General features: G+C 54.4%; 12 protein-coding genes. 11 read left to right on the forward strand and 1 reads right to left on the reverse strand.

The window, feature by feature from the left end:
• The first annotated feature begins 184 nt into the window (after positions 1-184).
• The 3 genes from ydiJ to OGX84_RS08855 all read left to right on the forward strand — a co-directional run bounded on the left by ydiJ (position 185) and on the right by OGX84_RS08855 (position 3,936).
• Positions 185-3,241, forward strand: coding sequence for a D-2-hydroxyglutarate dehydrogenase YdiJ (gene ydiJ / locus OGX84_RS08845; RefSeq protein ID WP_112002393.1), 3,057 nt, complete (start codon positions 185-187; stop codon positions 3,239-3,241).
• Positions 3,238-3,648, forward strand: coding sequence for a 1,4-dihydroxy-2-naphthoyl-CoA hydrolase (gene menI, locus OGX84_RS08850; RefSeq protein ID WP_012132590.1), 411 nt, complete (start codon positions 3,238-3,240; stop codon positions 3,646-3,648). The genes ydiJ and menI overlap by 4 nt, the downstream gene beginning before the upstream one ends.
• 99 nt (positions 3,649-3,747) lie before the next feature.
• A complete protein-coding gene (locus OGX84_RS08855) occupies positions 3,748-3,936 on the forward strand; it encodes a YdiH family protein (protein WP_024130379.1) in 189 nt (62 codons plus the stop codon).
• A gap of 90 nt (positions 3,937-4,026) precedes the next feature.
• Here the strand turns inward: OGX84_RS08855 and OGX84_RS08860 are convergent, their stop codons facing one another.
• Complete coding sequence (locus tag OGX84_RS08860) at positions 4,027-4,878, reverse strand: Vmh family MBL fold metallo-hydrolase (RefSeq protein WP_012132588.1); 852 nt, start codon at positions 4,876-4,878, stop codon at positions 4,027-4,029.
• A 125-nt stretch (positions 4,879-5,003) separates the two neighbouring features.
• On the opposite strand from OGX84_RS08860, the gene OGX84_RS08865 reads away from it, so the two are divergent.
• From OGX84_RS08865 to ldtE, 8 genes are all read left to right on the forward strand, one after another.
• Positions 5,004-5,897, forward strand: coding sequence for a LysR family transcriptional regulator (locus OGX84_RS08865; protein WP_286457850.1), 894 nt, complete (start codon positions 5,004-5,006; stop codon positions 5,895-5,897).
• A 553-nt stretch (positions 5,898-6,450) separates the two neighbouring features.
• Positions 6,451-6,819, forward strand: coding sequence for a Fe-S cluster assembly scaffold SufA (gene sufA, locus OGX84_RS08870; RefSeq protein ID WP_012132586.1), 369 nt, complete (start codon positions 6,451-6,453; stop codon positions 6,817-6,819).
• Between the two features lie 8 nt (positions 6,820-6,827).
• A complete protein-coding gene (gene sufB / locus OGX84_RS08875; protein ID WP_049011809.1) occupies positions 6,828-8,315 on the forward strand; it encodes a Fe-S cluster assembly protein SufB in 1,488 nt (495 codons plus the stop codon).
• Between the two features lie 16 nt (positions 8,316-8,331).
• The gene (gene sufC, locus OGX84_RS08880) at positions 8,332-9,078 is read left to right on the forward strand and encodes a Fe-S cluster assembly ATPase SufC (protein ID WP_286457852.1); all 747 of its coding nucleotides are present in this window, start codon (positions 8,332-8,334) and stop codon (positions 9,076-9,078) included.
• A complete protein-coding gene (gene sufD / locus OGX84_RS08885; RefSeq protein WP_047457329.1) occupies positions 9,053-10,324 on the forward strand; it encodes a Fe-S cluster assembly protein SufD in 1,272 nt (423 codons plus the stop codon). Before sufC ends, sufD begins: the two co-directional genes overlap by 26 nt.
• Positions 10,321-11,541 carry a cysteine desulfurase SufS gene (sufS, locus tag OGX84_RS08890; protein ID WP_012132582.1) on the forward strand — a complete coding sequence of 407 codons (1,221 nt, stop codon included), beginning with the start codon at positions 10,321-10,323 and terminating at the stop codon, positions 11,539-11,541. Before sufD ends, sufS begins: the two co-directional genes overlap by 4 nt.
• A 12-nt stretch (positions 11,542-11,553) precedes the next feature.
• Entirely contained in the window at positions 11,554-11,970 is a 417-nt protein-coding gene (sufE, locus tag OGX84_RS08895) for a cysteine desulfuration protein SufE (RefSeq protein ID WP_275375448.1), read from the forward strand.
• A 101-nt stretch (positions 11,971-12,071) separates the two neighbouring features.
• A complete protein-coding gene (gene ldtE / locus OGX84_RS08900; protein ID WP_286457854.1) occupies positions 12,072-13,076 on the forward strand; it encodes a L,D-transpeptidase LdtE in 1,005 nt (334 codons plus the stop codon).
• Positions 13,077-13,100 lie beyond the last annotated feature (24 nt).

The raw sequence follows: 13,100 nt of genomic DNA on the forward strand, positions 1-13,100 counted from the left end.
GAACGTTGACGCGACGCGAACACGCGAACCTTACCCCATAATGATGAGCAATTTCAGCGGTTTTTAACAGGCGGATTCTGCCTGTAATTCTGCTGGGCGTGTAAGAAAAAAATGTGATACAACAAACAGAGCAACACGCAAACGATTAAATTCACAATACAGACCGCAGGAAAGGGTCACTATAATGATTCCACAGATTTCTCAGGCACCTGGCGTCGTTCAGCTGGTGCTCAATTTTTTGCAGGCGCTGGAGCAGCAAGGGTTTACCGGCGATACGGCAACGAATTACGCCGATCGTCTGACAATGTCGACAGATAACAGTATCTATCAGCTTCTTCCTGATGCTGTGGTTTTCCCGCGTTCAACGGCGGATGTGGCGCTTATCGCCCGTCTGGCGGCAGAGTCGCGCTTCGCCTCATTGATTTTTACCCCGCGCGGCGGCGGCACCGGCACCAATGGTCAGGCGCTGAACCAGGGCATTATCGTTGATATGTCCCGCTATATGAGCCGCATTATTGAAATTAACCCGGAAGAGGGCTGGGTGCGGGTCGAAGCCGGGGTGATCAAAGATCAACTCAATCAGTATCTGAAGCCGTATGGCTATTTCTTTGCCCCGGAGCTTTCGACCAGCAACCGTGCGACCCTCGGGGGGATGATCAATACCGATGCGTCCGGTCAGGGGTCGTTAGTTTACGGTAAAACATCCGATCATGTGCTGGGCGTTCGCGCGGTACTGCTGGGTGGCGATATTCTGGATACCCAGGCAATGCCGGTCGAACTTGCGGAAACGCTCGGTAAAAGCAACACCGCGATCGGTCGCATCTATAACACCGTATACCAGCGTTGTCGGGAAAACCGACAGCTGATTATTGATAAGTTTCCCAGACTCAACCGCTTCTTAACGGGCTACGACTTACGCCATGTCTTTAACGATGAGATGACGGAGTTCGACTTAACGCGCGTGCTGACCGGTTCTGAAGGCACGCTGGCGTTTATCACGGAAGCGCGTCTGGATATTACTCCGCTGCCTAAAGTTCGCCGTCTGGTGAACGTCAAATATGACTCTTTTGATTCCGCGTTGCGTAACGCGCCCTTTATGGTCGAGGCGCGGGCGCTCTCGGTGGAAACCGTCGATTCTAAAGTGCTTAATCTGGCGAGGGAGGACATCGTCTGGCATTCCGTCAGTGAGCTGATTACCGATGTGCCTGATAAAGAGATGCTGGGCCTGAACATCGTCGAGTTCGCCGGGGATGACGAAGCGGCTATTGATGCTCAGGTGAGCGCGTTGTGCCAGCGTCTGGATGAGCTGATTGATCGCCAGGAAGCCGGAGTGATCGGCTGGCAGCTGTGCGCGGAGCTGGCGGGCGTGGAGCGTATCTATGCCATGCGGAAAAAAGCGGTTGGTCTGTTGGGTAATGCCAAAGGCGCGGCCAAACCGATTCCGTTTGCGGAAGATACCTGCGTGCCGCCGGAACATCTGGCCGACTATATTGCTGAATTCCGCGCGCTGCTCGACGGTCATGGCTTAAGTTATGGCATGTTCGGGCATGTTGATGCCGGGGTGCTGCACGTCAGACCCGCGCTGGATATGTGCGATCCGCAACAGGAAATTCTGATGAAGAGTCTTTCCGATGATGTGGTGGCGCTCACCGCGAAATATGGCGGTCTGCTGTGGGGCGAGCACGGTAAAGGTTTTCGCGCTGAATATAGCCCGGCGTTTTTTGGCGAGCAGCTTTATGGCGAACTACGCAAAGTGAAGGCGGCGTTCGACCCGCAAAACCGCCTGAACCCCGGAAAAATTTGTCCGCCGGAAGGCATTGATGCGCCGATGATGAAGGTCGATGCGGTGAAACGCGGTACTTACGATCGGCAGATTCCACTGGCGGTGCGTCAGGTCTGGCGCGGGGCGATGGAGTGTAACGGCAATGGCCTGTGCTTCAACTTTGACGCCAAAAGTCCGATGTGCCCGTCAATGAAAATCAGCCTGAATCGCATTCACTCTCCCAAAGGGCGTGCGACGCTGGTGCGTGAATGGTTGCGCCTGCTGGCCGACCGTGGGGTTGATCCGCTACAGCTGGAAAAAGATCTGCCGGAAAAACGCGCCAGTCTGCGGACGTTAATTGCCCGTACCCGCAACAGCTGGCACGCTCGTAAAGGCGAATATGATTTCTCCCATGAGGTGAAGGAGGCGATGTCGGGTTGCCTGGCGTGCAAAGCCTGCTCGACACAATGTCCGATTAAAATAGACGTGCCGGAGTTCCGCTCACGCTTCCTGGCGCTTTATCACACGCGCTACCTGCGTCCGCTGCGCGATCATATGGTGGCGACGGTCGAAAGCTATGCGCCATTAATGGCGCGGGCGCCGAAAACCTTTAACTTCTTTCTCAATCAGCCGTTGGTGCGAAACCTCGCGAAGAAACATATCGGCATGGTGGATTTGCCGCTACTTTCGACGCCGTCGCTGCAACAGCAAATGGTCGGGCACCGTTCCGCCAATATGACGCTGGAGCAGCTTGAACTCCTGAGCCAGGAGCAAAAAGAGCGTACGGTGCTGGTGGTGCAGGACCCGTTTACCAGTTACTACGATGCGCAGGTGGTGGCGGATTTTATCCGGCTGGTGGAAAAGCTCGGCATTCAGCCTGTATTGCTGCCGTTCTCGCCAAATGGCAAGGCCCAGCACATCAAAGGGTTCCTTAACCGATTTGCGAAGACGGCGAAGAAAACGGCCGAATTTCTCAATCGGGTGGCGCAGTTGCGTATCCCGATGGTCGGTGTCGACCCGGCGCTGGTGCTTTGCTATCGTGATGAATACAAACAAACCCTCGGCGAACAGCGTGGTGATTTCCACGTACAGCTGGTGAATGAGTGGCTGCCGACGGTGCTGGCGTCCCGACAGCCTCTTGCCGTGAGCGGTGAGCCCTGGTATTTCTTTGGGCATTGTACCGAAGTGACGGCATTGCCTGGCGCACCGGCGCAGTGGGCGGCCATTTTTGCACGCTTAGGGGCGAAGCTGGAGAGCGTCAGCGTAGGCTGCTGCGGCATGGCGGGTACTTACGGCCATGAAGTGAAAAATCATGAAAATTCGCTGGGGATCTATGCGCTGTCGTGGCAACAGGCGATGGCGCGACTGCCGCGCAATCGTTGCCTGGCGACCGGTTACTCTTGCCGCAGCCAGGTAAAACGCGTTGAAGGCACCGGGGTTCGCCATCCGTTACAGGCACTACTGGAGATTATTGGATGATCTGGAAACGTAAAGTCACGCTCGAAGCGCTGAACGCTCTGGGCGAAGGGAACATGGTGGGGCTACTGGATATTCGCTTTGAGCATATTAGCGACGATACGCTGGAAGCAACGATGCCGGTGGATAGCCGTACAAAGCAACCTTTTGGTCTGCTACACGGCGGCGCGTCCGTTGTGCTGGCTGAAAGTATCGGCTCGGTTGCGGGCTATCTGTGCACGCAGGGCGAACAGAAAGTCGTGGGGCTGGAGGTGAATGCCAACCACGTTCGCTCAGCGCGTGAAGGGCGCGTCAGAGGGGTGTGCAAAGCGCTGCATACCGGCTCTCGTCATCAGGTCTGGCAGATCGATATTTTTGATGAGCAGGGACGGCTGTGCTGTTCTTCACGTCTGACAACCGCCGTTGTGTGACGTTGTCACAAAATATCTTTATCGCAGACTGCTTTTGGTCAAAATGTGTGCAGAAAAAAGTGTTATACTGTGCACGTTTTGAACATAAGCGAGGATGATATGTCTACCGATTTAGACCCAACCCAACTGGCAATTGAATTTTTACGCCGTGATAAAACCGAGCTTTCTCCAGCCCAGTATTTGAAGCGCTTAAAACAATTAGAGCTGGAATTTGCCGATTTACTCACGCTCTCTTCCTCTGAGCTAAAAGAAGAGATTTACTTTGCCTGGCGTCTGGGCGTTCATTGATTCCGCACTGTTTTATCGCTCGGTGAATTAACACCAACAGAAAACCCCGACACGCTCTGCCGGGGTTATTTTTTGGCTATGAGCGGCGGTTTACCACTTCATTTCACCGGTATTCACTTTCGCGCTCAGCGTCAGGGAACTTTCGTCAGCGAGGCCAGGCCAGGCGGCGGTCATCGTTTTGATGACATACTCTGACCCTTTTTTCGCCTCAAGCGCTTGCTCAAAGGATTGCAGGTAATCCTGCGTGAAGCGTATAGCGGCGTCGCCTGCTGGACGTTCACCGATATAGTGACCCGGAATCACCTGGGTCGGCTGCAAACTGTGCATCTCTGTCAACACATGACGCCAGGCCGCACGCTGCTCAGGAGACTGGGTATCCGCCGTCCAGACATGGATACCGGATGCGATTCCCGTTCCGCCAAGTATTGCGCGGTTTGCCGGGACCCAGACGTAAGCGGCGTAATCGTTCGGGTGACGCAGTTCCAGCGTTTCCCCATCAATCGTAAATTGTGTCTCGGTAGTTGCCTGCGGGATGGTGAGCGCCGCTGGCGCGCCATCTTTCATTTGCGGGCCCCAGTATTGCAGTTTGGCGTCTTTCGTTGCGCGAATGTGTTCCACCACATGCGGCGTTGCCAGAACTTTCACGTTCGGGAAGGCTTTTACAATCGGTTCCAGACCAAAATAGAAATCTGGATCGCCGGAGGTAATCACGATGGCTTTCAGCGACTTGCCGCTCTTTTTAATCATTTCGACCAGCTTTTCCCCGTCTTTGGTACTGAACTGCGCGTCGAATAAAATGGCTTCTTTAGGGCCAGAGACCAGCGTGGAAGAGACCGGGAAAATCGCGTTTTCCTGCGGATTATAAACGTCGAGTTGCAGCGGGGCGGCGAACAATGGCGCGCTAGTCAGCGACAGCAGAAGTGCCAGCGTTTTGATTTTCATTCTGAGTGACCTTATCGGCAGATGATGTTGATTTATTTACGTGGCTTATTTTAAGCAAATCTCGATCTGTTAAAATTCCCCTATCAGGACATGCTGAGTTTCATAAAACGATCGGATGGAAGGTTATGGACAGAGTGATGGCGGCAACGGTGTTTAACCATATCTGCGATTTGGGTAGCCTGAGCGCGGCTGCGCGCGCATTAGGGATCTCCAGGCCGATGGTGAGCCGTTATCTGGATGAAATGGAGAAATGGGCCGGAGCCAGACTTATTCATCGTTCGTCGCGCCGCCTGACGATCACGCCTGCCGGAGAAGACGCGTTGATGAAAACGCGAACGCTGGCGCGGCTTTCCCTGGATATTGCGAGGGCGACCGGGCGAGAGGTGCCGTCCGGCACGTTGCGCGTCGCCTGCGCCCATTTCACCGCGATGCATATTCTTGCCCCGATGCTGCCCGCTTTTTTAGCGCGTTACCCTGAATTGCGCATTGAAGTGGAGATTAATAATCAGCCTGTCAGTTTAGTGGGGGAGCGTATTGATGTGGCGATACGCATTACCGATAACCCTGAGCCAGGGACAATTGCGCGTCGGCTTGGTGACTGTGAGTCTGTGCTCTGCGCGTCTCCTGACTATCTGCATCGCTATGGCACACCGCAGACGCCGGAGGCGCTGGCGCAACACAATTGCCTCTATTACAGCGGATTTGCTGGAAAATCCTGGCATTTTCTGGATGAGCAGGGAGAACCGCTCTCTGTTGCGATCAAGGGCAACCTGAGCGCCGGAATCTCTTCACTTTTGTGTGAAGCGGCGCTGGCAGGGATGGGGATTGCGCTGGTGCCGGAAAAAGAGGCGCGAGAGGGGCTGGCGCAGGAGAAACTGGTTCGTTTGTTGCCCCATCTACAACCGCGGCAATTGGCCGTATACGGGTTATACCTTTCCCGTGAGCATCAGCCCGCCGCGCTACGCCTGTTTCTTGAGGCGGTGCAGGGCGCGATGCGCGACGGTGAAGCCTGTTCCTGACGCAGCATAAAGCGTATAAAAATTGTGCAGAAAGCAAGATCTGTTAAATACGCGATGCAAACTTATGAGAATATTCTTACACCCCTTCAAGAGCTAAGCCTGAAATGAGTGCCGGAGATAAGCGCCGGGTGGGGCAACGAACGATCGGTGTTATTCATACAATACCGATCGTTCGTTGTTAATTACTCCGTTCTTTCTTTTTCACGTTAGTGGATTTGCTAATCCGACGGCTGTTTGAGCTATTGTTTAGCACCGTCATCGTCCGCTTTTGCCCCCCATTTTTATTGATAACCCTATCTCAAAAATAGGCATTTTCGATACATATTTAATTTTTTAACCTGCCGCGCTGTTTACTCTTCTTAAATGCTTTATCTATCAATGTATTGAATAAAATAATCCATCACTGATAACCCTCGTAACAAGGTCTATGCTTAGTAAAAGTGGTCAAAAAGGGCGGTTAACCCGAATGACCCTTCTGTCAGAGGGTTGAAGTGATAATCATTATCACTAACATGGTGTTATGCCCTGGTGGCTTATTACACGAGGTGGACCTATGGAATTGCATTCAGGAACATTTAATCCAGACGATTTTGCATGGCGTGGTCTGACGCTAACGCCTGAGGCGGCGGCGCATATTCGTGACCTGGTTGCGAAGCAACCCGGCATGCTTGGCGTGCGTTTAGGCGTGAAGCAGACGGGGTGCGCGGGATTTGGTTACGTGCTGGATACCGTCAGCGAGCCGGAAAAGGACGATCTGTTGTTTGAAACGGAGGGCGCGAGGTTGTACGTGCCGCTTCAGGCCATGCCGTTTATTGACGGGACAGAGGTCGATTATGTGCGCGAAGGATTAAACCAGTTATTTAAATTTCATAACCCGAAAGCCCAGAACGAATGCGGCTGTGGCGAAAGCTTCGGGGTATAGGCGGTACTATGTCTCGTAATACTGAAGCAACTGACGATGTCAAAACCTGGACCGGTGGTCCACTGAATTATAAAGAAGGCTTCTTCACCCAGTTACAGACTGACGAGCTGGCAAAAGGCATCAGCGAAGAGGTCGTGCGTGCGATTTCCACCAAGAGAAATGAGCCGGAGTGGATGCTGGAGTTTCGCCTTAATGCGTACAAAGCCTGGCTTGAGATGGAAGAGCCGCACTGGCTGAAAGCGCACTACGATAAGCTGAATTATCAGGATTACAGTTATTACTCTGCGCCATCGTGCGGTAACTGCGATGAGACGTGCGCGTCAGAACCGGGTGCCGTACAGCAAACCGGTGCGAATGCGTTTCTCAGCAAAGAGGTGGAAGACGCCTTCGAACAGCTTGGCGTACCGGTACGTGAGGGTAAAGAGGTGGCGGTGGATGCCATTTTCGACTCCGTTTCCGTTGCCACTACCTACCGGGAAAAGCTGGCGGAACAGGGCATCATCTTCTGTTCGTTTGGCGAGGCGATTCACGATCACCCTGAGCTGGTGAAGAAATATCTGGGCACCGTGGTGCCGGGTAATGACAACTTTTTTGCTGCGCTGAACGCTGCGGTAGCGTCTGACGGCACCTTCATTTATGTGCCGAAAGGCGTTCGTTGCCCGATGGAGCTGTCAACCTATTTCCGAATCAACGCGGAAAAAACAGGGCAGTTCGAACGCACCATTCTGGTGGCGGATGAGGGCAGCTACGTCAGCTACATCGAAGGGTGTTCTGCGCCAGTGCGCGACAGCTACCAGCTGCACGCGGCGGTGGTAGAGGTGATCATCCACAAAGATGCCGAAGTAAAATATTCCACCGTGCAAAACTGGTTCCCCGGCGATAACAACACCGGCGGGATACTGAACTTCGTCACCAAGCGCGCGCTGTGCGAAGGTGAAAACAGCAAGATGTCGTGGACGCAGTCCGAAACGGGATCGGCCATCACCTGGAAATACCCGAGCTGCATTCTGCGCGGCGATAACTCCATCGGTGAGTTTTACTCTGTGGCGCTGACCAGCGGTCATCAGCAGGCCGACACCGGCACCAAAATGATCCACATCGGTAAGAACACCAAATCGACCATTATTTCAAAAGGGATCTCCGCCGGGAATAGCCAGAACAGCTATCGCGGGCTGGTGAAGATCATGCCGACGGCAACCAACGCCCGTAACTTTACCCAGTGCGACTCAATGCTGATTGGCGCGGACTGCGGCGCGCACACCTTCCCGTATGTCGAGTGTCGTAATAACAGCGCCCAGCTTGAGCACGAGGCGACGACGTCGCGGATCGGTGAAGATCAGCTCTTTTACTGCCTGCAACGCGGCATCAGCGAAGAGGATGCCATCTCGATGATTGTTAATGGCTTCTGTAAAGACGTCTTCTCTGAACTGCCGCTGGAATTTGCCGTTGAAGCGCAAAAACTGCTGGCAATCAGCCTTGAACACAGCGTCGGTTAAGTATTAAGGAAAGCACATGTTAAGCATTAAAGATTTACAGGTCAGTGTGGAAGATAAAGCGATTCTGCGCGGTCTGGACCTCGACGTCAGACCCGGAGAAGTGCATGCCATTATGGGGCCGAACGGTTCCGGGAAGAGTACGCTTTCCGCGACGCTGGCGGGCCGTGAAGATTATGAAGTGGTTGGCGGCTCTGTCGAATTTAAAGGCAAAGATTTACTGGAACTGTCGCCAGAGGAGCGGGCGGGCGAAGGCATCTTTATGGCGTTCCAGTATCCGGTAGAAATTCCTGGCGTCAGCAACCAGTTTTTCCTGCAAACAGCGCTGAATGCCGTGCGCAGCTATCGTGGTCAGGAGTCGCTGGATCGTTTTGATTTTCAGGATCTGATGGAAGAGAAAATCGCGCTTTTAAAGATGCCGGAAGATTTGTTGACCCGTTCGGTAAACGTGGGCTTCTCCGGCGGTGAGAAGAAACGTAACGATATTCTGCAAATGGCGGTGCTGGAGCCGGAACTGTGCATTCTTGATGAGTCTGACTCCGGGCTGGATATTGATGCGCTGAAAATTGTCGCGGAAGGCGTCAACTCGCTGCGTGACGGTAAACGATCATTCATTATCGTGACGCACTATCAGCGTATTCTGGACTACATCAAACCTGATTACGTCCACGTCCTGTATCAGGGGCGGATTGTGAAGTCCGGCGATTTCACTCTGGTCAAACAACTGGAGGAGCAAGGATATGGCTGGCTTACCGAACAGCAGTAACGCGCTGCAACAATGGCACCATCTGTTTGAGGCGCAGGGCGAATCCCGCTCGGCGCACGCGCAGCAGCATTTACAACAGATGCTGCGCCTGGGGCTGCCGACGCGTAAGCATGAAAACTGGAAATACACGCCGCTGGAAGGGTTGGTCAGTAGCCAGTTTGTCAGCCGTTTTGCCGAGGTTACTCAGGAACAGCGCGACGCGCTGGCGCTGGATATCGACGCTGTGCGTCTGGTGTTTATTGACGGCCAGTTCAGCCCGCAGCTTAGCGACAGCGCTACAGCCAGCGGTTTCGACATTGCGATCAACGACGAACGTCAGGCGCTGGCCGCACCGGTTCAGCCGGAGGTTTTCCTGCATCTGACGGAAAGCCTGGCGCAGAGCGTGACGCACATCAGCGTTAAGCGCAACCAGCGGCCCTCTAAGCCGTTGCTGCTGATGCACATCACGCAGGGGCTGGAAGGCGATGAGGTCAACACTGCGCACTACCGCCACCACCTGGAACTGGCGGAAGGGGCAGAGGCGACGGTGATAGAGCACTATGTCAGCCTTAACGCGGCACGGCACTTCACTGGGGCGCGTCTGACCATGAACGTAGCGGCGAATGCGCATCTGCACCACATCAAACTGGCGTTTGAAAACCCGGTGAGCCATCACTTTGCCCATAACGACATTCTGCTGGCGGCGGATGCAAGCGCGCACAGCCACAGTTTCCTGTTGGGCGATGCCGTGCTGCGACATAACACCAGCACCCAGTTAAACGGTGAAAACACTACGTTGCGGATTAACAGCCTGGCGATGCCGGTGAAAAACGAAGTGTGTGATACCCGTACGTGGCTGGAGCACAACAAGGGTTACTGCAACAGCCGTCAGTTGCATAAAACCATTGTCAGCGATAAAGGTCGGGCGGTATTCAATGGCTTGATCAACGTGGCGCAGCACGCTATTAAAACCGACGGACAAATGACCAATAACAATCTGCTGCTCGGTAAACTTGCCGAGGTGGACACCAAACCGCAGCTGGAGATTTACGCCGATGACGTGAAATGCAGCCACGGGGCGACGGTAGGACGGATTGATGACGAACAGATGTTCTACCTGCGTTCACGCGGGATTGGAGAGCAGGATGCCAGACAGATGATTCTCTACGCGTTTGCCGCTGAGTTGACGGAAGCCCTCGGCGATGACGCGCTTAAACAACAGGTGCTGGCGCGAATAGGGCTTCGCCTGCCGGGAGGCATAGCATGACATTTCCCATCGAAAAAGTGCGGGCTGATTTTCCCGTCCTGACGCGTGAAGTCAACGGGCTGCCGCTGGCGTATCTGGATAGCGCGGCCAGTGCGCAAAAGCCCAACCAGGTGATTGACGCTGAGGCGGAGTTTTACCGTCATGGCTATGCGGCGGTGCACCGGGGCATCCATACGCTGAGCGCGCAGGCCACCGAGAAGATGGAAAATGTGCGTAAACAGGCATCGCTGTTCATTAACGCCCGTTCAGCGGAAGAGCTGGTGTTTGTGCGCGGGACGACAGAGGGCATCAACCTTGTTGCCAACAGCTGGGGGCCGGAGAATGTTCGGGCTGGCGATAACATCATCATCAGCGAGATGGAGCACCACGCCAATATCGTCCCCTGGCAGATGCTGTGCGCGCGTACAGGGGCGGAACTGCGCGTCATTCCGCTCAATACGGACGGCACGTTGCAGCTGGATACGCTCCCGTCGCTGTTTGATGAGCGTACCCGGCTGCTGGCTATCGCGCATGTGTCGAACGTGCTGGGAACGGAAAACCCGCTTCCTGAAATGATCGCGCTGGCGCATCAGTATGGCGCGAAAGTGCTGGTTGATGGCGCGCAGGCGGTAATGCACCATGCGGTGGATGTTCAGGCGCTGGATTGTGATTTTTACGTTTTCTCCGGGCATAAGCTGTATGGCCCCACCGGTATCGGCGTGCTGTATGTCCGGGAGGAACTGCTTCAGGATATGCCGCCGTGGGAAGGCGGCGGTTCGATGATTGCGACCGTTAGTCTGACGGAAGGGACGACCTGGACCAAAGCGCCCTGGCGTTTTGAGGCGGGGACGCCGAACACGGGCGGAATTATCGGCCTTGGTGCCGCCATTGAATACGTTTGCGCGTTAGGGCTGGCGGAAATCAGCGAATATGAACAAAACCTGATGCACTATGCGCTGGAACAGCTGGCGGACGTGCCGGAGTTGACGCTATATGGCCCGGCTAACCGGCTGGGGGTCATCGCCTTTAATCTGGGCAAACACCACGCCTATGACGTGGGCAGCTTCCTCGACAATTACGGTATCGCCGTGCGAACCGGCCATCACTGCGCAATGCCGCTGATGACGTATTACAACGTTCCCGCCATGTGCCGGGCGTCGATAGCAATGTATAACACCCATGAAGAAGTGGATCGTCTGGCAACCGGGCTAAAACGTATTCATCGCCTACTGGGATAACAGGGAGACGCTATGGCTGCGCTACCAGATAAAGAAAGATTGCTGCGTAATTTTCAGCGTTGCGCCAATTGGGAAGAAAAGTATCTGTACATTATTGAACTGGGGCAGCGTCTGGCGGAATTAAATGAGCAGGCTCGTCGCCCGGAAAATAGTATTCAGGGATGTCAGAGTCAGGTATGGATTGTTATGCGTCAGAACGCTGACGGCGTTATTGAATTGCAGGGCGACAGCGATGCAGCAATAGTAAAAGGGTTAATTGCCATCGTCTTCATTTTGTATCATCAGATGACGCCACAGGATATTGTGAATTTTGATGTGCGGCCGTGGTTTGAAAAAATGGCGCTGACGCAACATCTCACGCCCTCCCGTTCACAAGGACTGGAAGCAATGATTCGCGCGATCCGCGCCAGAGCCGCAACTCTTAGCTAAACTGAAAAGACGTAGAACGCCAGATGGCGTACAGCTCTACGTGACTCGTAGGCCGGATAAGGCATTTAACCGCCATCCGGCAAAACGCCAGGGGGGTGGATATGAAACGTGCGTCTCTCATTGCAGTTACACTTTTCGGCGCTTACAGCGCATTTCAGGCGGCCTGGGCAGTGGATTACCCCTTGCCGCCAGCAAACAGTCGCCTTGTCGGGCAGAATCAAACCTATACCGTGCAAGCGGGGGATAAAAACTTACAGGCGATTGCCCGGCGTTTTGATACTGCCGCAATGCTGATCCTGGAGGCAAATAATACCATCGCGCCGGTCCCTAAACCGGGGACGCCGATTATCATTCCATCTCAACTGTTATTACCCGATGCGCCGCGTGAAGGCATTATTGTGAACCTGGCGGAGTTACGACTCTATTATTTCCCGCCGGGTGAAAATAGTGTTCAGGTTTACCCTATCGGTATTGGTTTAGAGGGGCTGGAAACGCCGGTAATGGCGACGCGCGTCGGGCAAAAAATCCCGAATCCGACCTGGACGCCGACGGCAGGTATCCGCAAACGCTCGCTTGAACGCGGCATTACGCTGCCGCCGGTGGTGCCCGCCGGGCCAAATAACCCGTTAGGACGCTTCGCCCTGCGCCTGGCATACGGCAACGGTGAGTATCTCATTCACGGCACCAATGCCCCGGACAGCGTCGGGTTACGCGTCAGTTCCGGCTGTATTCGGATGAACGCGCCAGACATTAAAGCTCTGTTTGCGCAGGTCAGAACGGGAACGCCGGTACGGGTGATTAACGAACCGGTGAAATTCGCCGTGGAACCAAATGGAATGCGTTACGTTGAGGTACATCGCCCGCTGTCGCCTGAAGATGAGCAAAACGTACAGACGATGCCGTATGTGCTGCCAGCAGGCTTTACGCAGTTTAAGGCGACTCAGGAGGTGGATGAACGTCTGGTGGAAAACGCGCTGTATCGCCGGGCGGGATATCCGGTTGCCGTTACATCAGGGCAGGCGCCGATAGCTTCTGGTCGCTCTGTGGTGGAGTCCGCGCAAAACAGCCAACCCGGAAGCGGCGTTGAAACCCGGGCAACGCAGTAGCAGAGAAGGGAAAACACAGGCAAA

It is taken from the genome of Citrobacter sp. CK202 (assembly GCF_030333225.1).
Classification (GTDB): Bacteria; Pseudomonadota; Gammaproteobacteria; order Enterobacterales; family Enterobacteriaceae; genus Citrobacter_B; species Citrobacter_B koseri.